Genomic DNA, 26,572 nt, shown 5'->3' with positions numbered 1-26,572 from the left:
CGGGTGTCGCGACGCTGCACCCGGTCTGCGCCGAACGACGCGCAGCCTCTACTTTTGCGTTACCAGGCGAGCGGCTATCGTTTGACTCCGCACATGGTGCTCCTCGTGAGCAATACGCTGCAATATTCGTTCGGCCAGGGTATAGCCTATTTCTCGCGCCGGCGTACTGGCCCAGATAATCGGCAGGTCGTCGAGGGCGTTCTCCGCCACATCAGCAAACGCCGCCAGCGACACCTGCTGCTCGAAATAACGATCGACACCGCTCTCGCCACTCTGTCGTCCGGCTCTCAGTAGGCCAAACCACGCCCCCATCGCAATGGTTTCGTTGTAACAAACGACAGCGCTAATGGTCGGATTGTATCGCAACAGCGCGGTAATGCTTTCTGCTGCCTGTTTCTGACTGGAAGCGCATTCCACGACCCACTCGCTGTGAAACGGTAGACCGTATTTTAACAACGTCGCGCAATAGCCGCCCACGCGCTCCGCGCGGGTTAAAGATGCGCTTTGTCCTCCCAGCCAGGCGATGCGCTGATGGCCCTGACGAATAAGGTACTCCGTCAGGAGCTGCGCCGCCTGCATGTTGTCAGGCCGAACGGTATCCGCATCATCAAGATAGCTGGCGCGTGACGCAAACACGACCGGAATTCCTTGTGCGTCGGCCTGCGCTCTCAGCGCTTCGCTACTGCCCGCCGCACCGGCGATCACCATGCCATCCACGCCCTGATTAAGCAGCATGGTAAAACGCTGATTTAGCTGTTCGCCATCTTTCCCCCCGTGCAGGAGAAAAACCATACGGCCTTGCGCTTCCAGCGCTTCCGTTAACCCGGCGGTCAATTCGGCATAAAAGGGTGCCGATAAATCACGCACGATCAAACCGATAACGCCGCTTTGCCCGCCACGCAGCGCGGACGCCTGGCGGTTACGCACAAAACCCAGTTGTTCAATTGCCGCGTTCACGCGCTCGCCGGTCGCGGCCGATATTCGCCCCTTGCCGCTCAGCACTAAGGAAACGGTGCTCACCGACACACCAGCCGCCAGCGCAACATCGTGGATAGTGATTTTTTTGGCGATAGCCATATCAACAAATCGCTCCAGAATCTGACAGATAAAACGTTTTACCTATCCGTTATCTTTATACGCGTTATTATCGGTCAGTAATGTGATTAATGCCGCACTAAAATTTGATAAAACGTTTTATCTTTTCGCCATCATAACCTGACACCGGCCTTTATTAACAAGGAGTCGTTAGATGACGACGAAAACCACGCCAAAAATAACGCTATGGGAATTTTTCCAGCAACTGGGCAAAACGTTTATGTTGCCCGTCGCCTTACTCTCGTTCTGCGGCATTATGCTCGGTATCGGCAGCTCGCTCAGTAGCCACGACGTTATCACCCTGCTCCCCGTGCTGGGTAATCCCTTGCTACAGGCTATCTTCACCTGGATGAGTAAAGTAGGTTCTTTTGCCTTTAGCTTCCTGCCGGTGATGTTTTGTATCGCGATTCCGCTCGGTCTGGCGCGGGAAAACAAAGGCGTCGCCGCATTTGCCGGGTTTGTCGGTTATGCGGTCATGAATCTCGCAGTCAACTTCTGGCTCACGGCAAAAGGCATTCTGCCGACCACCGATGCGGCGGTGCTGAAAGCCAATAACGTACAAAATATTCTGGGCATCCCCTCTATCGACACCGGCATCCTCGGCGCCGTTATCGCTGGTATTATTGTCTGGATGCTGCATGAACGGTTTCATACCATTCGTTTGCCGGATGCGCTGGCCTTTTTCGGCGGTACGCGTTTTGTACCTATCGTTTCCGCCGTTGTGATGGGGCTTGTCGGCCTGGTTATCCCGCTCGTCTGGCCGGTTTTTGCGATGGGAATTAGTGGACTGGGTCATATCATCAATAGCGCCGGCGACTTTGGACCGATGATTTTCGGCACCGGCGAGCGTCTGCTGTTGCCTTTTGGTCTGCACCATATTCTGGTAGCGCTGATTCGCTTCACCGAGGCGGGCGGTACGCAAGAGGTATGCGGGCATACCGTGAGCGGCGCATTGACTATTTTCCAGGCCCAACTCAGTTGCCCAACGACGCACGGCTTCTCTGAAAGCGCCACTCGCTTCTTATCGCAAGGCAAAATGCCGGCGTTTCTCGGTGGGTTGCCGGGCGCCGCGCTGGCAATGTACCACTGTGCCCGTCCAGAAAACCGCCCTAAAATTAAAGGATTATTGATTTCCGGTTTAATCGCCTGCGTTGTCGGCGGTACAACGGAGCCGCTGGAATTCCTGTTCCTGTTCGTGGCGCCAGTGCTGTACGTTATTCATGCTCTGCTGACCGGACTGGGCTTTACCATCATGGCTATTCTCGGCGTCACTATCGGCAATACGGATGGCAATATTATTGACTTTGTGGTGTTTGGCATCCTGCATGGTCTGTCAACAAAATGGTATCTGGTGCCGGTAGTGGCGGCGATTTGGTTTGCGGTTTACTACCTCATTTTCCGCTTCGCCATTACACGCTTTAACCTCAAAACACCGGGGCGCGAAGCGGAGATCGCCACCAGCATTGAAAAAGCGATCGCTGGCGCGCCAGGAAAATCCGGCTACAACGTGCCTGCTATCCTGGCGGCATTAGGCGGCACGGAAAACATCGTGAGTCTGGACAACTGCATCACCCGTCTACGTCTGTCCGTGAAAGATATGTCGCTTGTCGATGTCCAGGCATTGAAGGACAATCGTGCGATAGGCGTCGTACAGCTCAATCAGCATAATTTGCAGGTGGTTATCGGCCCGCAGGTTCAGTCGGTAAAAGATGAAATGGTTGGTCTGATGAATACCGTTCAGGCATAAGGAAGAGATATGTTCGATTTTTCACAGGAAGTTGACCGTCGCGGGACATGGTGTACGCAGTGGGATTATGTCGCCGATCGTTTTGGCGAGGCCGATCTGCTCCCCTTTACGATCTCGGATATGGATTTTGCCACCGCGCCGTGTATCCTGGAGGCGCTAAACCAGCGCCTTTCCCACGGTGTGCTGGGCTATAGCCGTTGGAAAAATGAGGCGTTTTTAGGGGCGATTACCCACTGGTTTGCGACACGCCATCAGACCACGATAGATGCCCACTCCCTCGTATACGGCCCCTCCGTTATCTATATGGCGTCCGAGCTTATCCGCCAGTGGTCCAACGAAGGCGATGGCGTGGTAGTTCATACCCCCGCTTACGATGCTTTTTATAAGGCGATTGAAGGCAACCATCGCATCGTCACTCCCGTCCCACTGGAGAAAGAAGGCAACGCCTGGTATTGCGATATGGCCAAACTGGAGGCGGCGCTGGCGCGTCCGGAAAGCAAAATCCTGCTGCTGTGCAGTCCGCAAAATCCCACCGGTAAAGTGTGGACGCGTGACGAGCTGGAAACGATGTCAACGCTGTGCGAGCGCCATGGCGTACGGGTGATTTCCGATGAAATTCACATGGATATGGTATGGGGAAACCAGCCGCATATTCCCTGGAGCAATGTCGCGCGCGGAGACTGGGCGCTGCTCTCCTCCGGCTCGAAAAGCTTCAATATTCCGGCATTAACCGGCGCTTATGGAATCATTGAAAATAGTGAAAGCCGTGAACGCTACCTGGCCGCCTTAAAAGGGCGCGACGGCCTCTCTTCGCCAGCGGTGCTCTCGCTCACGGCGCATATTGCCGCGTATCAGCACGGCGCGCCGTGGCTGGATGCGTTACGCGCCTCGCTGGCGGCTAATATGCGCTATATTGAGCAGGCGCTGAATGGCGCCTTTCCGACGTTGAACTGGCAAGCGCCGCCATCGACCTATCTGGCCTGGATTGATCTCCGTTCACTCGGCATTGACGATCAAAAATTACAGCACACGCTCATTCATCAGGAGAAAGTCGCCATTATGCCCGGCGATACCTATGGCGCCGAAGGCCGGGGATTTGTGCGTCTGAATGCCGGATGCCCTCGCCTGAAACTTGAAAAAGGCGTCAACGGATTGATTAACGCTATCCGCACCGTTCGCTGATACTGTCTACAAGCGGTGGGCTGACCCTTTATCCTAAGATGCGATAACAGAGACAACCCCCGTGAGCTGACTGGGGGCGCGTTAAAGAGAATGATACAAAATTTCTCCCGCGCTCTCGCGAAGTTGCAACGTAATGACTCCGTTTTTGCAAAATTTCCAGAGGATTATCAATCTGTAGTATAATGGTGCGCACTTTTATTAAAAATTGAGTGCGCCCATGATTGATATTACGCTTCCTTTGACTGACATCCACCGCCACCTTGATGGCAACATTCGCGCCCAAACAATTCTGGATCTTGGTCGGCAGTTCAACATCGCCCTTCCCGCCCAAACGCTGGAAACGTTGATTCCGCATGTCCAGGTCACCTCAACCGAACCCGATTTAGTGAGCTTTCTCACGAAGCTCGATTGGGGGGTAAAAGTCCTGGCATCGCTTGACGCCTGCCGCCGTGTGGCCTTTGAAAATATTGAAGATGCCGCACGTAACGGCCTGCATTACGTCGAGCTTCGCTTTTCGCCCGGCTATATGGCGATGGCGCATCAGTTACCGATCGCAGGCGTGGTTGAAGCCGTTATCGACGGCGTACGCGACGGCTGTAACACGTTTGGCGTCGAGGCGCGACTCATTGGCATTATGAGCCGTACCTTCGGCGAGGCGGCATGTTTACAGGAGCTTGATGCGCTGCTGGCGCACAGAGAGAAAATCACCGCGCTGGATTTAGCCGGTGATGAGCTGGGCTTTCCCGGCAGTCTGTTTTTGTCGCACTTTAATCGGGCGCGCGATGCGGGCTGGCATATTACCGTTCACGCTGGCGAAGCCGCAGGGCCGGAAAGTATCTGGCAGGCGATTCGCGAACTGGGGGCCGAACGTATCGGACATGGCGTAAAAGCTGTCGAAGATCGCGCGTTAATGGATTTTCTTGCACAGCAGCGTATCGGTATTGAATCCTGTCTGACCTCGAATATTCAGACCAGTACCGTCGCATCGCTGGCAGACCATCCGCTCAAAACCTTCCTTGAGCATGGCGTTCTCGCCAGTCTTAATACGGACGATCCGGCTGTTCAGGGCGTAGATATTATCCATGAATATCACGTCGCCGCGCCAGCGGCAGGATTGAGCCGCGAACAGATTCGCCAGGCGCAGATTAACGGTCTGGAAATCGCCTTTCTGAGCGATGGCGAAAAACGTGCGCTGCGCGAAAAAGTGGCCGCGGCGTAAAATTGCTTTATTGATGCTAACGCCCTCTCTCCGCCTGCGGTTTAATGCTATCACAGGCGGAGAAATGCGACATCTCAGGCAAGACACAGCGTCGCGCGATGTTTTGCCGATTCCATGCCCAGTTCAATCAACTCCATAATTTGAATCGCCTGGCTTGCCGGCACGGGATTTTCACCGTTACCGTTTAACGCATCGCGGATGGCGGCATAATATGCCGGATAGTTACCCGGCAACGTAAGCCAGTTCTCTTCTTTGCGCGTCTCTCCCTCAACCAGGGTCAATACGCCGTCACGCATGTCGTATCCCCAGTCTTCCTGCGGTAAACGCTCGCCGTTTTTTAACCGTTCTTCCTGGGGATCGAGGCCATATTTAACATAGCTACCGCGCGAACCATGAACGATGTATCGCGCGGATTCCGCCGCGGCCAGCATCGTACCGTGCAAAATCACGCGGCGCTGGGGGTAGGATAAAATCGCGTGGAAATAATCTGTAGATTGCGCGCCCGGACGCAGCTGCGCTAAATCCACCGTCATGCTGACCGGCAGGCCAAAAAGTTGAATGGCCTGATCCAACAAGTGCGGCGCCAGATCGTACCAGATACCACTTCCCGGCCCGCCTTGCTCGCGCCAGCGGTCGCGCACCTGGGGACGGAAGCGATCAAAGTGGGATTCAAACAAGGACACCTCGCCGAGCACGCCATCCGCCAGCAAGGCCTTCAGCGTCAAAAAATCGCTGTCCCAGCGTCGGTTGTGGAAGACGGAAAGTACCCGGCCAGTACTCCGCGCAAGCGCATCCAATTCTCGCGCCTGTGACAGTGTCACGGTAAAGGGTTTATCAACCACCACATGCTTACCGGCTTCCAGCGCAGCTTTCGCCAGCGGGAAATGGGTATCGTTGGGCGTCGGGATCACGATCAGGTCGATATGCGGATCGTTAAATAAGTGTCGGGGCTCAGAGACCACGGAGACCGCCGGCCAGTCTGCTTTCACTTTTGTTTCATCGCTGCTGGATACCGTCGCAAGCTCTAGCCCTGGCGTTCCCATAATTAAGGGCGCATGAAAGGTTTTACTGGCGTAGCCATAACCGATTAACCCAACGCGGATTTTGTCATTCATCTCACTGCCTCCGGTTTTAGATATCGCTATTCCACACCATCGTGCGATTAGCCGCAATAGCGTCCTGACCATCAACGTAGCATCAAATGATTAACTTGTTACAGAACAGAGGCTGAAATCGTTTCCCTCCCTCTTGCCGACCGCTCGCCAGGAAAGTAACATTTACCCCCTGTGTTTATGGATAAATCAAAGCAAATGTCGTCAATAATGAATCGTCTTATTGAATTAACTGGGTGGATAGTTCTCGTTATCTCAGTCATTCTTTTAGGTATTGCCAACCATATTGACAATTACCAACCACCAGAGCCCACGGCTTCCGTCCAGAAGAAGTAAGCGTCAGATAATGTAAAGGCATTTTCGCGTGGTACGGTAAGCGGCGCCCCGGGGGGTGCAAAGAAAAGTCAAAAACCGGCAAAAAAAACGAAATATGTCCTATCTGGTCTGACGTTTATTGCCTGTTGTAGGAAAGCGCGTTAACCTTTCGCCCCAGGCGCCATGTGGCGCCTGACTCTTTACCGGTAAGAATATTCCCTTTTTACCTGCACCCCTGACCTCTCACTGGTGCGGTTTTGTTTATTTTTTATCAGTGACTACTCCGTTGGCATTATATTTAATATGGATCAACTTTATATGACTGTTCAGGATTATCTATTAAAATTCCGCAAAATTAGTTCGCTCGAAAGTCTGGAAAAACTGTTCGACCACCTTAACTATACCCTTACTGATGACATGGACATTGTTAATATGTATCGCGCTGCAGATCACCGCCGTGCCGAACTGGTTTCCGGAGGACGCCTGTTTGATGTAGGTCAGGTTCCGCAATCCGTCTGGCGCTATGTGCAATAAAGAAAGTAGCGTTTAACATCAAAAACCTTATAATATTTGCCCCAAAATGAGCGGCATGACCGTTAATGCGCGTAACCCCGGAGAAGATATGACTACAACACCGCCACAACGAATTGGAGGCTGGCTTCTTGGCCCGTTAGCCTGGCTGTTAGTCGCGTTGTTGAGCACCTCGCTGGCGTTATTACTCTACGTTATGGCGCTTGCCACACCGCAAACGTTCAAGACGCTTAGCGGACAGGAAACCGGTAATTTACTGCTATGGGGCATTTCATTTATTACCGCTATCGCCATGTGGTACTATACCCTGTGGTTGACGATCGCATTCTTCAAGCGCAGACGCTGCGTGCCGAAGCATTACATTATCTGGCTGCTGGTGTCGGTGTTACTGGCGGTTAAAGCATTTGCCTTTTCGCCCGTCTCAGATGCCTTTGCCGTGCGTCAGTTACTCTTCCCACTGTTGGCGACGGCGCTCATTGTGCCTTATCTCAAACGTTCAGCGCGCGTCAAAACAACGTTTGTTAATCCGTAATAACCCTACAGTTAACCTGTTGTCGCCTGTGGTAGTTTGACAGATAATAGGCGGCTTTTTTATTTCAGGCCGAAACATGACTGATTACCTGCTGCTCTTTGTCGGAACTGTACTGGTCAATAACTTTGTACTGGTCAAATTCCTGGGCCTTTGTCCCTTTATGGGCGTATCCAAAAAACTGGAAACCGCCATGGGGATGGGCCTCGCGACGACCTTTGTCATGACGCTGGCGTCGATATGCGCCTGGCTTATCGACACCTGGATACTTATTCCGCTGGATCTGATTTATCTGCGGACGCTGGCCTTTATCCTCGTCATTGCTGTGGTCGTGCAATTTACCGAAATGGTTGTGCGGAAAACCAGCCCGGCGTTATACCGCTTGTTAGGCATCTTCTTACCACTGATTACCACTAACTGTGCGGTTCTGGGCGTAGCGTTACTGAATATTAATCTCGGTCATCACTTTCTTCAGTCGGCGCTGTACGGATTTTCCGCCGCCGTCGGCTTTTCATTAGTGATGGTTCTGTTTGCCGCCATCCGCGAACGCCTTGCCGTGGCGGATGTGCCCGCCCCTTTTCGTGGTAACGCGATAGCATTGATTACCGCAGGATTAATGTCTTTGGCCTTTATGGGCTTTAGTGGTTTGGTGAAGTTGTAATGAATACTATCTGGATTGCCGTTGGCGCCCTGACCCTTCTGGGTCTGGTGTTCGGCGCCATTCTGGGTTATGCCTCCCGCCGATTCGCGGTTGAAGATGATCCGGTTGTTGAAAAAATCGATGCGATTTTGCCGCAGAGTCAGTGTGGTCAGTGCGGCTATCCCGGCTGCCGCCCCTACGCCGAAGCCGTGGGCCTCCAGGGCGAGAAAATCAATCGTTGCGCGCCCGGCGGCGAAGCCGTCATGCTGAAAATGGCAGAGCTGCTAAACGTAGAGCCGCAACCATGCGATGGTGAAGAACAGCAGGTCGCGCCAGTACGTATGCTGGCAGTTATTGATGAAAATAACTGCATTGGCTGCACAAAATGCATTCAGGCCTGCCCGGTTGACGCCATCGTTGGCGCAACGCGCGCCATGCACACGGTCATGAGCGATCTCTGTACTGGCTGTAATCTGTGCGTCGATCCGTGTCCGACGCACTGCATCGAATTACGTCCGGTGAATGAGACGCCCGACAGTTGGAAATGGGATTTGAACACCATTCCCGTTCGCATCATTCCCGTGGAACAACATGCTTAAACTATTTTCCGCTTTCAGAAAAGATAAAATCTGGGATTTCGACGGTGGTATTCATCCGCCCGAAATGAAGACCCAGTCAAACGGCACGCCGCTGCGCCAGGTGCCTTTAGCGCCGTGCTTCGTTATCCCCTTAAAACAGCACATTGGCGCTGAGGGCGAGCTGTGCGTTAGCGTCGGCGATCGCGTGCTACGCGGCCAGGCGCTTACCCGTGGACGTGGGCGAATGCTGCCGGTACACGCGCCCACCTCCGGGACGGTTATCGCTATTGCCCCCCACTCGACGGCGCATCCTTCGGCGCTGGCGGAGTTAAGCGTCATCATTGATGCCGACGGCGAGGACCGCTGGATTGAACGCGAGGGCTGGTCTGATTACCGCGCCCACAGCCGTGAAGCGCTCATTGAACGCATTCATCAGTATGGCGTTGCCGGGCTTGGCGGCGCAGGCTTTCCCACCGGCGTTAAATTGCAGGGCGGCGGCGATAAAATCACCACGCTTATTATCAATGCCGCAGAGTGCGAACCTTACATTACGGCGGACGATCGTCTGATGCAGGACTGCGCCGCGCAGATTGTGGAAGGTATTCGCATCCTGGCGCATATTCTGCAACCGCGTGAGGTATTAATCGGCATTGAAGATAACAAACCGCAGGCTATTTCCATGCTGCGCGCCGTACTGGCTGACGCTCACGACATTTCGTTACGTGTGATCCCAACCAAATACCCTTCCGGCGGCGCAAAACAGCTCACCCAAATACTGACGGGAAAACAGGTTCCCCACGGCGGGCGCTCCTCTGATATTGGCGTGCTGATGCAAAACGTCGGTACGGCTTATGCCGTTAAACGCGCCGTGGTTGACGGCGAACCGATCACAGAACGCGTTGTCACCTTAACGGGTGAAGCGGTAAGCCGTCCGGGTAACGTCTGGGCGCGGCTCGGCACTCCCGTTCGTCATTTGCTTAACGATGCCGGGTTCTGCCCTTCTGCTGACCAGATGGTCATCATGGGCGGCCCGTTGATGGGATTCACCCTTCCCTGGCTTGACGTACCGGTCGTAAAAATCACCAACTGCCTGCTGGCGCCATCCGTGACTGAAATGGGCGCGCCTCAGGAAGAGAAAAGCTGTATTCGTTGCAGCGCATGCGCTGACGCCTGCCCTGCCGACCTTTTACCGCAGCAGCTTTATTGGTTCAGCAAAGGGCAGCAGCATGACAAGGCTACCGCTCACCATATTGCTGATTGTATAGAATGCGGCGCCTGCGCCTGGGTCTGCCCGAGTAATATTCCGCTCGTCCAATATTTCCGTCAGGAAAAAGCGGAGATTAATGCGCTCAGGCTTGAAGAAAAACGCGCCGCCGAAGCCAAAGCGCGTTTTGAGGCTCGTCAGGCAAGACTGGAGCGCGAAAAAGCCGCCCGCCTTGCACGTCATAAGAGCGCAGCGATACAACCAGCGGCAAAAGATCAGGATGCCATTGCCGCTGCACTGGCGCGGGTAAAAGAGAAACAGGCGCAGGCCACGCAACCGGTGGTTATTCAGGCGGGTAGTCTGCCAGACAATAGCGCCGTTATCGCGGCCCGTGAAGCGCGTAAAGCGCAAGCGCGCGCTAAACAAGCCGCTCATCCGATGGCTGACAGCGCGATACCCGGCGACGACCCGCGTAAAGCCGCAGTGGAGGCGGCCATCGCTCGCGCCAAAGCCCGCAAGCAGGAGCAGCAGGCCAGAAGCGAACCTGCCGAACCGGTCGATCCGCGTAAAGCCGCGGTGGAGGCGGCTATCGCCCGCGCCAAAGCCCGCAAGCAGGAGCAGCAGGCCGGAAGCGAACCTGCCGAACCGGTCGATCCGCGCAAAGCCGCGGTGGAAGCGGCTATCGCCCGCGCCAAAGCCCGTAAGCAGGAGCAGCAGGCCGGAAGCGAACCAGCCGAACCGGTCGACCCGCGCAAAGCCGCGGTTGCTGCGGCGATCGCCCGCGTTCAGGCAAAAAAAGCAGCACAGCAGCAGGTTGTTAACGAGGATTAAATGGTATTCAGAATCGCAAGCTCGCCTTATACCCATAACCAGCGCCAGACATCGCGAATCATGTTGCTGGTATTAGTCGCCGCTCTGCCGGGGATTGCCGCGCAGACGTGGTTTTTTGGTTGGGGAACGCTTTTCCAGATCGTTCTGGCTGCTATCACGGCGCTCGTCGCAGAAGCCATTGTCCTCAGGCTGCGCAAACAATCGGTCGCCAGTCACCTGCAGGATTATTCCGCGTTATTGACGGGGCTTTTGCTGGCGGTCAGCATCCCTCCGCTTGTGCCCTGGTGGATGGTCGTGCTGGGAACCGGATTCGCCATTATTATCGCTAAACAGTTATATGGCGGGCTGGGACAAAACCCCTTTAATCCGGCCATGATCGGCTACGTGGTGCTATTAATCTCCTTTCCGGTGCAAATGACAAGCTGGTTGCCGCCTTATGAAATAGCCGCAACAACGCCCGATATGCTGGACACGTTGCGGATGATTTTTACCGGGCATACCGCCAGCGGCGGCGATATGACGCTGCTACGTATCGGTATTGACGGTATCAGCCAGGCGACGCCGCTGGATACGTTTAAAACGTCCTTGCGCGCCGGGCACTCCGTTGAGCAAATCATGCAGTACCCGATATACAGCGGCGCGCTGGCTGGCGTGGGCTGGCAGTGGGTTAACCTCGCCTGGCTTGTCGGCGGCGTATTCCTGCTGTGGCAAAAAGCCATCCGCTGGCATATCCCGGTCAGTTTTCTGCTGACGCTGGCGCTATGCGCCGCGTTAGGTTGGCTTTTCTCGCCCGCTACGCTGGCCTCGCCGCAGCTTCATCTGCTGTCAGGCGCCACCATGCTGGGCGCATTTTTTATCTTAACGGATCCGGTTACCGCCTCCACGACCAACCGTGGACGTTTAATTTTCGGCGCGCTGGCTGGGGTATTAGTGTGGCTGATTCGTAGCTTCGGTGGCTATCCGGACGGCGTTGCTTTTGCTGTCCTGTTGGCAAATATCACGGTTCCTCTGATCGACTACTACACGCGCCCCCGCGTCTATGGACATCGCAAAGGATAAACCATGCTGAAAACGATTCGTAAACACGGTATTACGCTGGCGCTTTTTGCCGCAGGCTCTACGGGATTGACCGCGGTGATTAATCAGATGACAAAATCAACCATCCACGAACAAGCGCTGCAACAACAGCATGCCCTGTTCGATCAGGTATTGCCGCCAGATCGTTACAATAATAATCTGCAAGAGAGCTGTTATCTGGTCGATGCGCCCGCCCTCGGCAAAGGCACACACCGTGTTTTTATCGCTCGCAAGGATGATAAACCCGTAGCGGCCATCATTGAGGCCACCGCCCCAGATGGCTATTCCGGCGCTATCCAGCTTATTGTTGGCGCAGATTTCAACGGTACCGTCCTGGGGACGCGTGTGACGGAACATCATGAGACGCCAGGGTTAGGGGATAAAATTGAGCGCCGTTTGTCTGACTGGATTACCCACTTTAGCGGTAAAACCATCAGCGGTGAAAATGATACGCACTGGGCGGTGAAAAAAGATGGCGGTGATTTTGATCAATTTACCGGAGCGACAATAACGCCGCGCGCCATAGTGAATGCGGTTAAACGCGCCGGGCTGTACGCCGAATCACTGCCCTCTCAGCTCCCCCATTTAACCGCCTGTGGAGAATAGCCATGAGCGAAATAAAAGACATTGTTGTTCAGGGGTTATGGAAAAATAACTCTGCTCTGGTGCAGCTACTTGGCCTGTGCCCTTTACTGGCGGTGACGTCTACGGCAACCAACGCTCTGGGGCTGGGTCTGGCCACAACGCTGGTATTAACGCTGACCAACCTTACGGTGTCCGCACTACGTCGCTGGACGCCGGCAGAAATCCGTATCCCGATTTACGTTATGATCATTGCCTCGGTGGTAAGCGCAGTACAGATGCTGATCAATGCGTATGCGTTCGGTTTGTATCAGTCTTTAGGGATTTTTATTCCGCTGATTGTAACGAACTGCATTGTTGTTGGTCGCGCCGAAGCGTTTGCCGCGAAAAAAGGACCGTGGCTTTCCGCGTTGGACGGTTTTTCCATCGGCATGGGCGCGACAGGCGCGATGTTCGTACTGGGCTCACTGCGCGAGATCCTCGGGAATGGTACGCTTTTCGATGGCGCGGATAGCCTGCTGGGAGGCTGGGCAAAAGTATTACGGGTCGAGATATTTCACACCGACTCGCCTTTCCTGCTGGCGATGCTGCCGCCAGGCGCGTTTATCGGTCTGGGGCTCATGCTGGCGGTAAAATATCTTATTGATGAAAAAATGAAGAAACGCCGCGCCGAAACCGCGCCTTCCGCTGTTCCGGCAGGTGAAACAGGGAAAGTCTGATGAACAAAGCAAAAAGGCTGGAAATTCTGACGCGCCTGCGCGACAACAATCCGCACCCCACAACGGAACTCAATTTCACGTCGCCGTTTGAGTTGCTGATTGCCGTGTTGCTTTCCGCGCAGGCAACCGACGTCAGCGTGAACAAGGCTACCGCCAAGCTTTACCCGGTCGCCAATACGCCAGCCGCGATGCTGGAACTGGGCGTAGAAGGCGTGAAATCCTATATCAAAACCATCGGTTTATTTAACAGTAAAGCGGAAAACGTGATTAAGACCTGCCGTATTTTACTGGACAAGCATAATGGCGAAGTGCCGGAGGATCGGGCGGCGCTGGAAGCGCTTCCCGGCGTGGGGCGTAAAACCGCTAACGTGGTGCTAAATACCGCCTTCGGCTGGCCGACCATCGCCGTTGATACGCATATATTTCGTGTATGCAACCGAACACAGTTCGCACCGGGTAAAAATGTCGAGCAGGTAGAAGAGAAATTACTGAAAGTGGTGCCGAATGAGTTCAAAGTGGACTGCCATCACTGGTTAATTTTGCATGGCCGCTATACCTGTATCGCCCGAAAACCCCGCTGCGGGTCCTGCCTCATTGAAGACCTTTGCGAATACAAAGAAAAAGTCGATATTTGATATGCCCGGAGCGCGTCCGTCACGCCAGCGCGCTCCCACCTGCGGCCTGGATCTATTTTAGCCATCAATCATTCCAGTCTCTGTCCTTTTTCTGATGTAATGTGCTTTCGTTTTCCCTCCACGTCAGGTTAATCATTTTTTTAATCGCAAAAAATTCTATCTATCCGTGATCAGGATCACTTTGATAACTTCATGTAAAATTTAATGACACCTAAGGTTACATTTACAACCGGATAGACTGACGCCCCGTTTTCACTACAAAACATTACTCTGCCATTTTTTCAGATAATGGCCTATATCACTGCTTTTAACCTTAAATAGCAGAAGATATCGCCTTTCACCCAAACCAATGGCCTTTTTGCAGTGTAAAAATCTGCCATTCTTCAAATGAAGAAATTTAACGCTGGATAACATTTCTGACATCGGACGATTCAACCAGAAGAGTTATATGTAACAGATTATTACAAAGCTCTTGTCTGGAGAGGAAAGATAGTGAACATTACCTGCCGTTTCCCCTCCAATATAACAATCGGACGGATGAGTCTGACTCATCACGCGCCAGACAATCCCTGTTAATACGGGGCGTAAAAAAGAGGTAAAAGTGTCTACTGCAAACAAAAAACCAACTGAAAGCGTCAGTTTGAACGCTTTCAAACAACCGAAGGCGTTCTATCTCATCTTCTCGATAGAGTTATGGGAGCGTTTTGGTTATTACGGCCTGCAAGGCATTATGGCCGTCTACCTGGTAAAACAACTGGGTATGTCAGAAGCGGATTCCATCACCCTTTTCTCTTCCTTCAGTGCGCTGGTGTACGGCCTGGTCGCCATTGGCGGTTGGTTAGGTGATAAAATTCTGGGCACCAAACGCGTTATTATGCTGGGTGCCGTGGTGCTGGCTATCGGTTATGCGCTGGTCGCATGGTCTGGTCATGACGCTGGCATCGTCTATATGGGCATGGCGGCTATCGCTGTGGGTAACGGTCTGTTTAAAGCTAACCCGTCTTCCCTGCTGTCTACCTGTTACGCGAAGGACGATCCGCGTCTCGACGGCGCATTTACGATGTATTATATGTCCGTCAACATCGGCTCCTTCTTCTCTATGCTGGCGACGCCGTGGCTGGCGGCGCGTTATGGCTGGAGCACCGCGTTTGCGCTTAGCGTCGTCGGTATGCTGATAACCGTCGTTAACTTTGCTTTCTGCCAGCGCTGGGTGAAAAGCTACGGCTCCAAACCCGACTTTGAACCGATCAACTTCCGTAATCTGCTGCTGACAATCGTGGGTATTGTCGTTCTGATTGCGGTCGCCACCTGGCTGCTGCACAACCAGGACATCGCGCGTATGGTGCTGGGCGTAATCGCTCTTGGCATCGTCATTATCTTCGGTAAAGAAGCGTTTTCCATGCACGGCGCGGCTCGCCGTAAAATGATCGTCGCCTTTATTTTGATGCTGCAGGCGATTATCTTCTTCGTACTGTACAGCCAGATGCCGACGTCACTGAACTTCTTTGCCATTCGTAACGTCGAGCACTCTATTCTCGGTATCGCGTTCGAACCGGAACAGTATCAGGCGCTGAACCCATTCTGGATCATTATCGGCAGCCCGATTCTGGCCGCTATCTATAACAGGATGGGCGATACGCTGCCGATGCCGATGAAATTCGCCATTGGTATGGTGCTGTGTTCCGGCGCGTTCCTGATTCTGCCGCTGGGCGCCAAATTTGCGAACGATGCCGGCATCGTATCCGTAAACTGGCTGATCGCAAGCTACGGCCTGCAAAGTATCGGTGAGCTGATGATCTCCGGTCTGGGACTGGCAATGGTCGCACAGTTGGTTCCGCAGCGTCTGATGGGCTTCATCATGGGTAGCTGGTTCCTGACAACGGCAGGCGCTAACATCATCGGCGGTTATGTCGCCAACCTGATGGCTGTGCCGAGCGACGTGACTGACCCACTGATGTCCCTGGAAGTCTATGGTCGCGTATTTATGCAGATTGGCATAGCAACCGCCGTTATCGCCATCCTGATGCTGCTGACAGCGCCTAAGCTGAACCGTATGACCCAGGACGATGATAACGCTGAAAAAGGCTCTAAAGCCGCTACAGTTTAATTTTCCGGGAAACAACATTCAGGCCGCTAACTGTGCGTTAGCGGCTTTTTTTTTGCTCGTCCCCGCACTACCATACTTTAAACCTCAGCAAAAAGGAGTTACCGATGAAACTGTTCTACAAACCGGGTGCCTGCTCTCTTGCTTCCCACATTACCCTGCGCGAAATTGGCAAAGACTTTACGCTTGATGGCGTCGATCTCGCAAAAAAACGCCTGGAAAATGGTGATGATTACCTGGCAGTCAACCCTAAAGGACAGGTTCCGGCTCTGCTGCTGGATGACGGCACACTGTTGACTGAAGGCGTCGCCATTATGCAGTATCTCGCCGACAGCGTTCCCGACCGCCAGCTTCTGGCGCCGGTAAGTAGTCTTGCTCGCTATCATACGCTGGAATGGCTCAACTATATTGCAACGGAACTGCATAAAGGCTTTACCCCGCTGTTCCGCCCTGACACGCCGGAAACTCTTAAACCCGCCGTTCGCGCCGGTCTGGAAAAGAAATTGCAGTATGTGGATGAGTCGCTTTCAGACGACCAGTGGATTTGCGGCCAGCGTTTTACCATCGCAGACGCTTATCTGTTTACCGTATTGCGTTGGGCCTATGGCGTAAAACTGAATATGGACGGGTTAACGCATATTGAAAGTTATATGCAGCGTGTCGCAAAAAGACCGACCGTTGCGGCAGCGCTTAAAGCGGAAGGACTGAATTAATGTCATGTTGCCGGATAGCTCGCTGTACCGCCATCCGGCCTCTTTTTAGCAGCAATACTTACAGCCGCGTTGCGCTGAAGTAATGTTCAGGGTTAGCGATCCTGTCCTGGGCCGCCACGACCTGCAGTTCGTACTCCTGCATCGTTTTGGTGGCGATCATAATCTCATAGACTGCCGCCGTAACGTGCTCCAGCGCCTGCTGCAACGTCGCGCCCTGCAAAAGTTTGACCAGCAATAAACCACTGGTGACATCGCCAACGCCAACCGGCTGACGTGAACCGAAATCCACCAGCGGACGGCTAATATGCCAGGCTTCCTGCGCTGTCACCAGCAGCATTTCAAAGCGTTCTGAACTGTAACCGGCGCGGGCGAGATGTTTTACCAGTACAATTTCTGGCCCCTGAGCAATCAGTTCTCGCGCCGCCTGCACGGCGTCATTCACATTATTCACGCTATGTTTGCTGAGAATTTCCAGTTCAATCAGGTTAGGCGCGATCATATCGCTGGCGGGTAGCGCATAACGCACATGGAACTCTGCGACGCCAGGCGCCACGATACAGCCCTTTTCCGGATGCCCCATCACGGGATCGCAGAAATATTTTGCCTGCGGATTTGCCGCTTTAACCTGGCGCACAATACCGAGAATGTGTTCTCCCTGCTCGGCAGATCCCAGGTAACCGCTAAGTACGGCGTCGCAGTGCGCTAACTGGCCAATGTCCGCAATCCCCTGGACAATCTCAGTCAGATGGCTGGGCGGCATGACACAGCCGGTCCATTTACCATATTGCGTGTGGTTAGAAAACTGAACGGTATTCAGCGGCCAAACATTCGCGCCAAGACGGCGCATGGGAAATTCGGCGGCGCTGTTGCCCGCATGTCCGAAAACAACATGGGACTGGATAGCGAGGATATTCTTCATTTTTTTACCTGAACATCAAAAATAAGGGAGTGATTTCTCACTCCCTGTTACTTAATGCCTTATTTCCAGCAAATCAGACAATAGTTCTTTTTGCCGCGACGTAATAAGGTATAGCGGCCAAACAGACGGTCCTCATCGTTAAAGATGTATTCAGGATCGGATTGTTTCTCACCATTGATAGTGACAGCGTTGGAGGCGATAGTCTTACGCGCCTGACCACGCGACGGCTGGAGTTCGGCGTCTACCAACGCCTGCATCAGGTCGGCGCCTTTTTCCATTTCAACCATCGGTACGCCGTCCTGCGCCAACTGCTCAAAGTCAGCTTCGCTCAGCGCGCTCAGTGAACCGCTGAACAGGCATTCAGTGATCCGTTTCGCCGCGACCAGCCCCTCTTCACCATGAACCAGGCGCGTCACCTGCTCGGCCAGCACATACTGCGCGCGCGGCGCTTTACCGCTGTTTTTATCTTCTTCTTCCAGGGCATTGATCTCTTCAATGTCCATAAAAGTGAAGAATTTCAGGAAGCGATAAACATCGGCATCTGCGGTGTTAATCCAGAACTGGTAGAATTTGTACGGACTGGTTTTCTTCGGATCCAGCCAGACAGCGCCGCCTTCGGTTTTACCGAATTTCGTGCCGTCAGCTTTGGTGATCAGCGGAACGGTCAAACCAAATACCTGATTCTGGTGCAGGCGACGGGTCAGGTCGATACCGGAAGTGATGTTCCCCCACTGGTCAGAACCGCCAATCTGTAAGGCAACGCCGTGCAGTTTATTCAGACAAGCGAAGTCGTACCCCTGTAGCAGGTTATAAGAGAACTCCGTGAAAGAGATACCCTGATCGTCACGGTTCAGACGCTGCTTCACCGCTTCTTTGTTGATCATCTGATTAACGGAAAAATGTTTACCGATATCGCGCAGGAAAGTCAGCACATTCATGCTGCCGAACCAGTCATAGTTATTGGCCGCGATGGCGGAGTTTTCGCCGCAATCAAAGTCCAGGAATGGGGCAACCTGTTTACGAATTTTCGCCACCCACTCCTGAACGGTCTCTTCAGTGTTCAGTTTACGCTCGGCGGCTTTGAAGCTCGGGTCGCCAATCAGACCGGTCGCGCCGCCTACCAGCGCAACAGGTTTGTGCCCTGCCTGCTGGAAGCGTTTCAGGCATAACAATGGAACCAGATGCCCCAAATGCAAGCTGTCAGCGGTAGGATCGAAGCCGCAATAGAGCGCGATCGGGCCTTGCGCCAGTCGCTCTGCCAACGCGTCTTCGTCCGTCACCTGGGCTACCAGCCCCCGCTCTTGCAATTGTTTAATCAAGTTACTGCTTGCCATCAAAATCTCCATGTATAAAACGACTGCACCTTTGCCGGTACACGACTTTTCGCCAGACGCGAAAGAGACATAGCATAAAACGGCGGATTCATCCGCACCAGTGCTTAAAACAAGATTTTTGCATCTTTAGGGCGCAAGACGGTCGATTTTCCATGCGCCGTCGTCGCGTTGGTATAAAAAGCGATCGTGCAGACGATGTTCGCCGCCCTGCCAGAACTCCATCTGTTCGATACTCACGCGAAAACCACCCCAGAAGCTGGGTAACGGCACTTCGCCCTGTTGAAATTTCTGCTTAAGCTCCAGGAATTTGCTTTCGAGGATACCGCGCGCGGAAATGCGGCTGGATTGTTTAGAGACCCATGCGCCGATCTGGCTGTCGCGCGGACGGCTGTGGAAATACCTCACCACCTCAAGTGTGGAGAGACGCTCGGCTTTGCCTGTCACCATCACCTGGCGTTCAAGCATATGCCAGGGAAATAACAGACTGATACGCGGATTGTGCTCAATCTGATGCGCCTTGCGGCTTCCCAGGTTGGTATAAAAGACCAGGCCTTTTTCATCATAATGCTTGAGCAATACAATACGCTGGTACGGTTGCCCCTTGTCATCTACGGTCGCCACGACCATTGCCGTCGGATCGGCCAGTCTGGCGTCGCACGCTTGCCCAAGCCAGCGCTCAAATAAGGTTAACGGTTCAGCGGGTAAATCGCGGCGACGCAAGCCGCCTTTCGTGTATTCACGGCGCAGATGCGCGATCTGCTGCAATTGGTCGTTATCAGACATGGCGTTGATCAGAAATAATCAGTGGGTGGCGCTATTGTGCGCCCCCATACTGAAAATCTCAACGCTTCGGATTTTGTAACTGACAGTTATTAAGCACAATTCTGTCTCGTTTATAGACCGTGGCGCTCTCGCCTTGCGACCAGAAAACATAAATCCCGTCGGTATAACGCGCGCCCGAGGCCGAGATTCCTTGCTTCAGGGTCAGCAGCTTATTGTCATAAACAAAACTGACCTCTTCACGCGGGTTATTGACTTTAACGGTAAGCGGCTTCTCATCACACTGGTATTCCAGCGTATCCGTTTGCATACGTTCAACAAATTGTTGATAAACGCTACAGCCGGTCAGCAGCACAGGTAAACACATTATTGCGATCTTTTTCATAGGCATATCCCGAAAGCTCTCCTGCTTCTGGAAGGGCAAACGCCCCTTCCTGACCTTGCTAGTTTACCGATATAGGGTCCGGGAAAAATTCAGTTAACTCTGAGTTATTGGGTTAGCCGGGTAAATAGCGCCTAAAACACTGGCTTCTGTAGCCCCCGTCACGGAAGGTAAATTTCCCGGCAGGCCCGCGAGCGTTCGCCAGGCAAGCCATGCAAAGGCCAGCGCTTCCATATCATCGCCGCTGATCCCCGCCTTATCGGTGGTCGAAACCTCGATACCGGGCAACAGCGCCGCCAGACGGGCCATCACTAACGGATTCCGGCCTCCGCCGCCACAGACCATCAGCCGCTCGCAGCCGCCATTGAGCAGCACCTGTTGGGCGATGGAGACCGCCGTCAGCTCAGCCAGCGTGGCCTGTACATCGCGCGCGTCTGCACCAGGGAAAGCCGTAAGATGACGTTCTAACCAGCCATAGTTGAAATATTCGCGTCCTGTACTTTTGGGCGCCGACGCAGCAAAGTACGGATCGCGCAACATCTTTTGCAGCAAGGGAAGAATAACCTGACCTTCTTTCGCCCATGCCGCATCTTTGTCGTAGGGCTGCGCGCATTGTCGCCAAATCCACGCATCCATCAACATATTACCCGGCCCCGTGTCGTACCCGCGCACCGCCTGTCCGGGGAAAAGCAGAGATAAATTGGCGATGCCGCCGATATTCAGGACCATACGTTTTTCCGTCGGATGTCCCAACAGCGCGTGATGGAAAGCGGGCACCAGCGGCGCGCCTTGTCCGCCCAGCGCAATATCCCGCCGCCGAAAATCGCCGACCACTGTAATCCCCGTATGGGCGACGATGTGATTATTATCGCCAATTTGCAGCGTATGCGGGGCCTCGCCGGTCGGCTCATGCCAGACCGTTTGCCCATGACAACCAATGGCGACGATATCCCGCGGCTGCAAACGTTGTTGCGCTAACAGCGCATTAACCGCCTGTGCAAAAAGCCGGCCTAACTGGGTATCCAGCTGGCCGAGTTGCGAGAGCGTAAGCGGCTGTCCCTGGCAAATATCGAGAATGCCTTTTTTCAGATGAACGGGAATGGGCCAGGTGAGACTTGCCTGTTGCGCTACCATTGTTTCATCAATTGCCGCCAGTACAACATCCACGCCATCAAGGCTGGTCCCGGACATAACGCCAATAAAACGACCCGATTTCATACCTCTTCCTTATTAAGCTGGGTTAAGCCTTAACACTCGGCATAACGTATTTTGCAATGCGACGCCCGCGTCACGTTTTTGCCGTGCCGTCCACGGATATCAATAACCTATCTTTTCTTGCTTCCCACTTCGTTTAAGATTAGTTAATTAACTTCTGATTATGATTTTTACATTCTTTCGGCAGAAGATATGACCTTAACTGCATAAATGCCATATAATTTAGCTATAGGGATGCTGAAATAGCGTTTCGTGAAGAACAGGAGATGGGTAAATGATTAAACGTGTACTGGCCGTTTCACTGATGGGGTTATCCTTAGCTGGGTGTGTTAACAATGATAGCCTTTCGGGTGATGTTTATACCGCATCCGAGGCTAAACAAGTTCAGAATGTAACGTACGGTACTATCGTTAACGTTCGTCCGGTTCAAATTCAGGGCGGTGATGATTCTAACGTGATTGGCGCTATCGGCGGCGCGGTGTTGGGCGGATTCCTCGGCAACACTATCGGCGGCGGTACGGGTCGTTCACTGGCGACCGCGGCAGGCGCGGTGGCTGGTGGCGTAGCGGGCCAGGGCGTCCAGAGCGCAATGAATAAAACCCAAGGTGTGGAACTGGAAATTCGTAAAGACGATGGCAACACCATTATGGTTGTGCAGAAACAAGGAAATACGCGTTTCTCGGCAGGTCAGCGTGTCGTGCTGGCCAGCAACGGCAGCCAGGTTACTGTCTCTCCACGCTAAACCAGGCTTTACGTGTGGTCACATGGCCACACGTATGCCCCTGCACCTCAATCGTGAGAGTGCAATTCCATAATGTTGTGTTCAAGTTTAGCGACAAGTTTAATCAGAAGCTCAATCTCCTCTGAAGAAATCCCAGCCAAAATTTCACCGCGCGTTTTATGAATGACCTCTTCCATCTCAGCGATCAGCGGCTCCGCTTTTTCGGTCAGTTTAATCCGCTTAGCGCGACGATCGCTGGCGCAGGTTTGCCGCGAAATTAGCCCCTTATCTTCAAGTTGATCCAACGTGCGTACCAGCGATGGCTGCTCAATGCCTATCGCTTTAGCCAATTGAATCTGCGACTGGTCAGGCGGCAATTGATGAATATTGTGCAACGTGACCCAATGTGTCTGCGTCAATTCCAGAGGCTTGAGGCGATGGTCAATCAGAGCACGCCAAATGCGCACCAACCGTGCCAGATCAGAACCTAGTGGCGATTCCAATTTCATCTCCTTATAATTAGCTTGCTAAGTTATTATGCTGATTTTAGAATAGTGTGCAGTATTTGTATTCTCAAAACAAATGTATTGCTAAATTTGCTTACCAATAGACATTTTTTCAGACATAGTGCGCACCAGGCACCTGTAGCTTCGGTTTTGGCTAAAACTAAAGCATCGATGTCTGACTCAAAGGAACATTGCTTGTGAAGTGTATACTCAACGCCACAGGATTGCCCTTACAAGATCTCATGTTGGGAGCATCTGTTTACTTTCCGCCATTCTTTAAAGCCTTTGCGCTTGGGTTCGTTATCTGGTTGTTTATTCACCGACTCCTGCGTGACCGGATATACTCTGATGAAATCTGGCATCCCCTGTTAATGGATCTCTCCCTCTTTACGCTGTGCGTATGTCTGGGCCTCGTTTTACTGATCGTGTGGTAAATATGTCGTTAAAAACAATAAAATATTTTTCTACTCTCATTGTCGCCGTTGTCGCCGTTCTGGCCGCGTGGTGGTTATGGAATTACTATATGCAATCGCCATGGACACGCGATGGTAAAATCCGCGCGGAACAGGTCAGCGTAACGCCGCAGGTTTCTGGCAGCATTACCCAACTCAATATCAAAGATAATCAGTTCGTCAACGCCGGGGACGTTCTTTTTGTCATTGATAAAACGCCCTTCCATATTGCAGAACTTAACGCGCAGGCGCAGTTGGCCAAAGCGCAGTCCGATCTGGCAAAAGCGAATAATGAAGCCGATCGACGTCGACATTTATCGCGTAACTACATCTCTGCTGAAGATCTGGATAGCGCCAATCTGAATGTTAAAGCGATGCAGGCCAGCGTAGATGTCGCACTGGCAACGTTAAAACAGGCGCAGTGGCAGCTTAGCCAGACGGAAGTAAAAGCGCCGGTATCCGGCTGGGTGACCAACCTTTCCACACGTACCGGTGATTATGCCAGTACCGGTAAGCCGCTTTTCGCCCTGGTAGATAGCCATTCATTTTATGTAATGGGATATTTCGAAGAAACCAAACTACGCCATATCCGCGAAGGTGAGCCTGCATTAATAACACTGTATAGTGGCAATGTTAAGTTACAGGGTCACGTTGGCAGTATCGGGCGCGCTATTTACGACCAAAGCGTGGAAAGTGACTCCGGTTTAGTGCCCGATATCAAACCCAACGTACCGTGGGTACGTCTGGCACAACGCGTACCGGTACGTATCGAATTTGACGCTTTGCCGCAGAATATCACGCTCGTCTCCGGCACTACCTGCAGCGTAGCCATTGGACAGCGGTAATGAAACTCTCCCTGCCGGCACTGCGAAATACGCCCTGGTTTAAAGCGACCTCCGGCCAGTGGCGTTACGCGTTGCGCAATACCATTGCCATGTGTCTCGCGCTGACATTCGCTTATTATCTCAATCTGGATGAGCCCTACTGGGCGATGACTTCGGCCGCAGTGGTGAGCTTTCCGACCGTAGGCGGCGTAATCAGTAAAAGTCTGGGGCGTATTGCCGGGAGTTTACTCGGCGCGACCGCCGCGTTGATTATTGCCGGCCATACGCTGAATGAGCCCTGGTTGTTCTTGTTTAGCATGGCCGCCTGGATCGGTTTTTGTACCTGGGCCTGCGCGCATTTTACCAATAACGCCGCTTATGCTTTCCAGTTGTCCGGCTACACGGCGGCTATCATCGCGTTCCCGATGGTTAATATTGTAGAAATCACGCAGTTGTGGGATATCGCCCAAACGCGCGTATGTGAAGTTATCGTCGGCATCCTCTGTGGCGGCATGATGATGATGATCCTGCCCAGTACATCGGATGGCACTGCCCTGCTCACCGCGTTGAAAAACATGCATGCGCGCTTGCTGGAACATGCCAGTCTACTTTGGCAGCCGGAGACTACCGACGCCATCCGCTCCGCGCATGAGGGCGTCATTGGGCAAATCCTGACCATGAACCTGCTGCGTATTCAGGCCTTCTGGAGTCACTACCGTTTTCGCCGCCAGAATGCATTGCTAAATGCATTGTTACACCAGCAATTACGGCTAACCAGCGTGATCTCCAGTCTGCGTAGAATGCTTTTAAACTGGCCGACGCCGCCGGAAAACAGCCGCGAAGTCATTGAACAACTCTTAGCTGCACTGGCGAAACCGCGCGCGGACAGCTACACCGTGGCGCGGATTATTGCGCCGCTACGCCCGCAGGATGAACAGGATTATCGTCACCTCGCGTTCTGGCAGCGATTACGCTATTTTTGCCAGCTATATCTGCGCAGCAGCCGTCAGTTATATCTGATCGAAAGCGGCGCGCCGGTGGATCAAATCCATATCCGCCGCACTCCCGGCCTTGCGCGGCATACGGATAACGCAGAGGCCATCTGGAGCGGCGTACGTACCTTTTGCACGCTCACGGTAATTGGTGCCTGGAGTATTGGCGCGCAATGGGAATCAGGGCCCGGCGCATTAACCCTGGCGGCGATCAGTTGCGTTCTCTACTCCATCGTCGCCACGCCGTTTAAGTCGCTCACCTTATTGATGCGTACTTTAGTGCTGCTGTCCTTATTCAGCTTCGTGGTGAAATTTGGCCTGATGGTGCAAATCACCGATCTGTGGCAATTCTTACTTTTCCTTTTTCCGCTGTTCGTCACGATGCAACTGCTTAAACTGCAGATGCCTAAGCTGGCGGGACTGTGGGGGCAGCTTATCGTTTTTATGGGCTCATTCATCGCCGTGACCAACCCGCCGGTGTACGACTTCGCCGACTTCCTTAACGATAATACCGCCAAGATCGTCGGCGTCGCGATTTCCTGGCTGGCGTTTGCGATTTTGCGCCCCGGTTCCGATGCCGTAAAAAGCCGCCGCCATATCCGCGCGCTACACCGGGATTTCGTCGATCAGCTTAGCCGTCACCCTTCCCATAGCGAAAGCGAGTTTGAATCGCTGACCTATCATCACGTCAGTCAGCTCAGCAATAGCCAGGATGCGCTGGCGCGCCGGTGGTTATTACGTTGGGGAGTGGTACTGCTGAACTGCTCGCATGTGGTGTGGCAGCTGCGCGCCTGGGAGTCGCGTTCCGATCCGCTTTCCCGGGTGCGGGATATTTGTATATCCCTGCTGCGCGATGTGATGAGCGAGCGCGGCGTGCAGCAACGCCCGCTTGCCGTCACGCTACAGGAACTACAGCGTATCTGCGACACGCTCGCACATCATCATCAACCCGCCGCGCATGAGCTGGCGGCGATTATCTGGCGTTTACACTGTTCGCTGTCGCAGTTGGAACAGGCTCCAGCGCAGGGAACGCTGTCTCCGGGTTATTTGATGACGCCGCAGGCGTAACGCGTTCCGCCGCCGCCGAGCGGTTTCGGCTGATCGGACATGTTATCGCCGCCCACATGGATCATGAGCGCTTTATCTTTCACTTCATCAAGAGACTTCAGACGCGGCGCAGTAACCGGTTCGGTGGCGATACCATCATTATTAACGACTAACACCGGGAGATCGCCCAGATGCCCCTGGCCTTCCGGTCCTTCATGCTTGCCGGTATTTTGTGGGTCCAGATGACCACCAGCGGCTTCTGCGGCAACCGCTTTGCCGTCTTTAATCGCGGGCTGGCAGCTATCTTTGGCATGAATGTGAAAACCATGCTCGCCCGGCGGTAACGCTTTAAGGTGTGGGGTAAATTTTAAGCCGCCTTCGGTTTCATCGATGACGACGGTGCCGATAGACTGTCCTACGCCTTGCGCCGTCACCAGATTCATCTCTACTTTCTCGCTGGCGGCCTGCGCACCCGCACAGGCCAACAGCGTCACCATCGCTAAACTTAATCGCTTCATAAAACCTCCGTTACATGTGGTCGCCTGTTAAGTGTAAACCACTGGCGAAAACATGAACGGAAAGTCAAC

At 53.3% G+C, this 26,572-nt stretch carries 28 protein-coding genes; 19 read left to right on the top strand and 9 right to left on the bottom strand.

Features of this window, described 5'->3' with window-relative positions:
• Positions 1-48: 48 nt before the first annotated feature.
• The gene (locus tag ACLD11_RS02305; protein ID WP_411014480.1) at positions 49-1,077 is read right to left on the bottom strand and encodes a Mal regulon transcriptional regulator MalI; all 1,029 of its coding nucleotides are present in this window, start codon (positions 1,075-1,077) and stop codon (positions 49-51) included.
• A gap of 172 nt (positions 1,078-1,249) precedes the next feature.
• Between ACLD11_RS02305 and malX the strand changes: the two genes are divergently transcribed.
• The 3 genes from malX (at position 1,250) to add (ending at position 5,243) form a co-directional block, all read left to right on the top strand.
• On the top strand, positions 1,250-2,842 hold the full coding sequence (malX, locus tag ACLD11_RS02300) for a maltose/glucose-specific PTS transporter subunit IIBC (RefSeq protein WP_000208903.1): 1,593 nt from the start codon (positions 1,250-1,252) through the stop codon (positions 2,840-2,842).
• Between the two features lie 9 nt (positions 2,843-2,851).
• A complete protein-coding gene (locus tag ACLD11_RS02295) occupies positions 2,852-4,024 on the top strand; it encodes a MalY/PatB family protein (protein ID WP_023220686.1) in 1,173 nt (390 codons plus the stop codon).
• Between the two features lie 217 nt (positions 4,025-4,241).
• A complete protein-coding gene (gene add, locus ACLD11_RS02290; protein ID WP_000565565.1) occupies positions 4,242-5,243 on the top strand; it encodes an adenosine deaminase in 1,002 nt (333 codons plus the stop codon).
• A gap of 74 nt (positions 5,244-5,317) precedes the next feature.
• Here add and ACLD11_RS02285 read toward each other — a convergent pair whose 3' ends face one another.
• Positions 5,318-6,358, bottom strand: a complete 1,041-nt coding sequence (locus ACLD11_RS02285) for an oxidoreductase (RefSeq protein ID WP_411011225.1) — start codon at positions 6,356-6,358, stop codon at positions 5,318-5,320.
• A gap of 207 nt (positions 6,359-6,565) precedes the next feature.
• Between ACLD11_RS02285 and blr the strand changes: the two genes are divergently transcribed.
• From blr to gstA, 12 genes are all read left to right on the top strand, one after another.
• A complete protein-coding gene (gene blr / locus ACLD11_RS02280; protein ID WP_001708800.1) occupies positions 6,566-6,691 on the top strand; it encodes a division septum protein Blr in 126 nt (41 codons plus the stop codon).
• Positions 6,692-6,988: 297 nt separating this feature from the next.
• Positions 6,989-7,204 (top strand): transcription modulator YdgT, encoded by a 216-nt coding sequence (ydgT, locus tag ACLD11_RS02275; protein WP_000217946.1) that lies wholly within the window; start codon positions 6,989-6,991, stop codon positions 7,202-7,204.
• A gap of 88 nt (positions 7,205-7,292) precedes the next feature.
• Positions 7,293-7,733 (top strand): DUF2569 domain-containing protein, encoded by a 441-nt coding sequence (locus ACLD11_RS02270; RefSeq protein WP_079944747.1) that lies wholly within the window; start codon positions 7,293-7,295, stop codon positions 7,731-7,733.
• Positions 7,734-7,809: 76 nt separating this feature from the next.
• Positions 7,810-8,391, top strand: coding sequence for an electron transport complex subunit RsxA (rsxA, locus tag ACLD11_RS02265; RefSeq protein WP_000133179.1), 582 nt, complete (start codon positions 7,810-7,812; stop codon positions 8,389-8,391).
• Complete coding sequence (gene rsxB / locus ACLD11_RS02260; protein ID WP_183059162.1) at positions 8,391-8,969, top strand: electron transport complex subunit RsxB; 579 nt, start codon at positions 8,391-8,393, stop codon at positions 8,967-8,969. Before rsxA ends, rsxB begins: the two co-directional genes overlap by 1 nt.
• Positions 8,962-10,983 carry an electron transport complex subunit RsxC gene (gene rsxC, locus ACLD11_RS02255; protein WP_411014479.1) on the top strand — a complete coding sequence of 674 codons (2,022 nt, stop codon included), beginning with the start codon at positions 8,962-8,964 and terminating at the stop codon, positions 10,981-10,983. The genes rsxB and rsxC overlap by 8 nt, the downstream gene beginning before the upstream one ends.
• A complete protein-coding gene (gene rsxD, locus ACLD11_RS02250) occupies positions 10,984-12,042 on the top strand; it encodes an electron transport complex subunit RsxD (protein ID WP_411014478.1) in 1,059 nt (352 codons plus the stop codon).
• Positions 12,043-12,045: 3 nt separating this feature from the next.
• On the top strand, positions 12,046-12,666 hold the full coding sequence (gene rsxG / locus ACLD11_RS02245) for an electron transport complex subunit RsxG (protein ID WP_411014477.1): 621 nt from the start codon (positions 12,046-12,048) through the stop codon (positions 12,664-12,666).
• A 2-nt stretch (positions 12,667-12,668) separates the two neighbouring features.
• Positions 12,669-13,361 carry an electron transport complex subunit E gene (locus ACLD11_RS02240; protein ID WP_001289628.1) on the top strand — a complete coding sequence of 231 codons (693 nt, stop codon included), beginning with the start codon at positions 12,669-12,671 and terminating at the stop codon, positions 13,359-13,361.
• Positions 13,361-13,996, top strand: a complete 636-nt coding sequence (gene nth, locus ACLD11_RS02235) for an endonuclease III (protein WP_001030318.1) — start codon at positions 13,361-13,363, stop codon at positions 13,994-13,996. The genes ACLD11_RS02240 and nth overlap by 1 nt, the downstream gene beginning before the upstream one ends.
• A 601-nt stretch (positions 13,997-14,597) precedes the next feature.
• Positions 14,598-16,103, top strand: a complete 1,506-nt coding sequence (gene dtpA, locus ACLD11_RS02230; protein WP_000100909.1) for a dipeptide/tripeptide permease DtpA — start codon at positions 14,598-14,600, stop codon at positions 16,101-16,103.
• Between the two features lie 104 nt (positions 16,104-16,207).
• A complete protein-coding gene (gstA, locus tag ACLD11_RS02225) occupies positions 16,208-16,813 on the top strand; it encodes a glutathione transferase GstA (RefSeq protein ID WP_000765727.1) in 606 nt (201 codons plus the stop codon).
• A 58-nt stretch (positions 16,814-16,871) separates the two neighbouring features.
• Here the strand turns inward: gstA and pdxY are convergent, their stop codons facing one another.
• The 5 genes from pdxY to anmK all read right to left on the bottom strand — a co-directional run bounded on the left by pdxY (position 16,872) and on the right by anmK (position 21,446).
• Positions 16,872-17,732: a pyridoxal kinase PdxY gene (gene pdxY / locus ACLD11_RS02220; RefSeq protein WP_076726510.1), complete on the bottom strand. Its 861-nt coding sequence runs from the start codon at positions 17,730-17,732 to the stop codon at positions 16,872-16,874.
• Positions 17,733-17,791: 59 nt separating this feature from the next.
• Positions 17,792-19,066 (bottom strand): tyrosine--tRNA ligase, encoded by a 1,275-nt coding sequence (gene tyrS / locus ACLD11_RS02215; RefSeq protein ID WP_000168626.1) that lies wholly within the window; start codon positions 19,064-19,066, stop codon positions 17,792-17,794.
• 126 nt (positions 19,067-19,192) lie between these two features.
• Entirely contained in the window at positions 19,193-19,849 is a 657-nt protein-coding gene (pdxH, locus tag ACLD11_RS02210) for a pyridoxamine 5'-phosphate oxidase (protein WP_001282334.1), read from the bottom strand.
• 58 nt (positions 19,850-19,907) lie between these two features.
• Positions 19,908-20,237 (bottom strand): C-type lysozyme inhibitor, encoded by a 330-nt coding sequence (mliC, locus tag ACLD11_RS02205; protein WP_001132086.1) that lies wholly within the window; start codon positions 20,235-20,237, stop codon positions 19,908-19,910.
• A gap of 87 nt (positions 20,238-20,324) precedes the next feature.
• The gene (gene anmK / locus ACLD11_RS02200) at positions 20,325-21,446 is read right to left on the bottom strand and encodes an anhydro-N-acetylmuramic acid kinase (protein ID WP_042947353.1); all 1,122 of its coding nucleotides are present in this window, start codon (positions 21,444-21,446) and stop codon (positions 20,325-20,327) included.
• Positions 21,447-21,717: 271 nt separating this feature from the next.
• Here anmK and slyB point away from each other — a divergent pair, with 271 nt between their 5' ends.
• Positions 21,718-22,185 carry an outer membrane lipoprotein SlyB gene (gene slyB / locus ACLD11_RS02195; RefSeq protein ID WP_000597179.1) on the top strand — a complete coding sequence of 156 codons (468 nt, stop codon included), beginning with the start codon at positions 21,718-21,720 and terminating at the stop codon, positions 22,183-22,185.
• Positions 22,186-22,232: 47 nt separating this feature from the next.
• On the opposite strand, the gene slyA is transcribed toward slyB, so the two are convergent.
• A complete protein-coding gene (slyA, locus tag ACLD11_RS02190; protein ID WP_000764554.1) occupies positions 22,233-22,673 on the bottom strand; it encodes a transcriptional regulator SlyA in 441 nt (146 codons plus the stop codon).
• A gap of 194 nt (positions 22,674-22,867) precedes the next feature.
• Here slyA and ACLD11_RS02185 point away from each other — a divergent pair, with 194 nt between their 5' ends.
• From ACLD11_RS02185 to ACLD11_RS02175, 3 genes are read left to right on the top strand one after another with little or no spacing between them, the layout of a single operon-like run.
• The gene (locus ACLD11_RS02185; RefSeq protein ID WP_000649756.1) at positions 22,868-23,104 is read left to right on the top strand and encodes a DUF1656 domain-containing protein; all 237 of its coding nucleotides are present in this window, start codon (positions 22,868-22,870) and stop codon (positions 23,102-23,104) included.
• Between the two features lie 2 nt (positions 23,105-23,106).
• Positions 23,107-23,967, top strand: coding sequence for an efflux RND transporter periplasmic adaptor subunit (locus ACLD11_RS02180; RefSeq protein ID WP_411014476.1), 861 nt, complete (start codon positions 23,107-23,109; stop codon positions 23,965-23,967).
• A complete protein-coding gene (locus tag ACLD11_RS02175; RefSeq protein WP_411014475.1) occupies positions 23,967-26,006 on the top strand; it encodes an FUSC family protein in 2,040 nt (679 codons plus the stop codon). The genes ACLD11_RS02180 and ACLD11_RS02175 overlap by 1 nt, the downstream gene beginning before the upstream one ends.
• Here the strand turns inward: ACLD11_RS02175 and sodC2 are convergent.
• The gene (sodC2, locus tag ACLD11_RS02170; protein WP_183073936.1) at positions 25,982-26,503 is read right to left on the bottom strand and encodes a superoxide dismutase [Cu-Zn] SodC2; all 522 of its coding nucleotides are present in this window, start codon (positions 26,501-26,503) and stop codon (positions 25,982-25,984) included. The genes ACLD11_RS02175 and sodC2 overlap by 25 nt on opposite strands.
• Between the last annotated feature and the right edge of the window lie 69 nt (positions 26,504-26,572).

The organism is Salmonella sp. 741265116_PST (assembly GCF_046567715.1).
GTDB classification, from domain to species: Bacteria; Pseudomonadota; Gammaproteobacteria; order Enterobacterales; family Enterobacteriaceae; genus Salmonella; species Salmonella enterica.
This window is presented reverse-complemented; position numbering and strand designations above follow the sequence as displayed.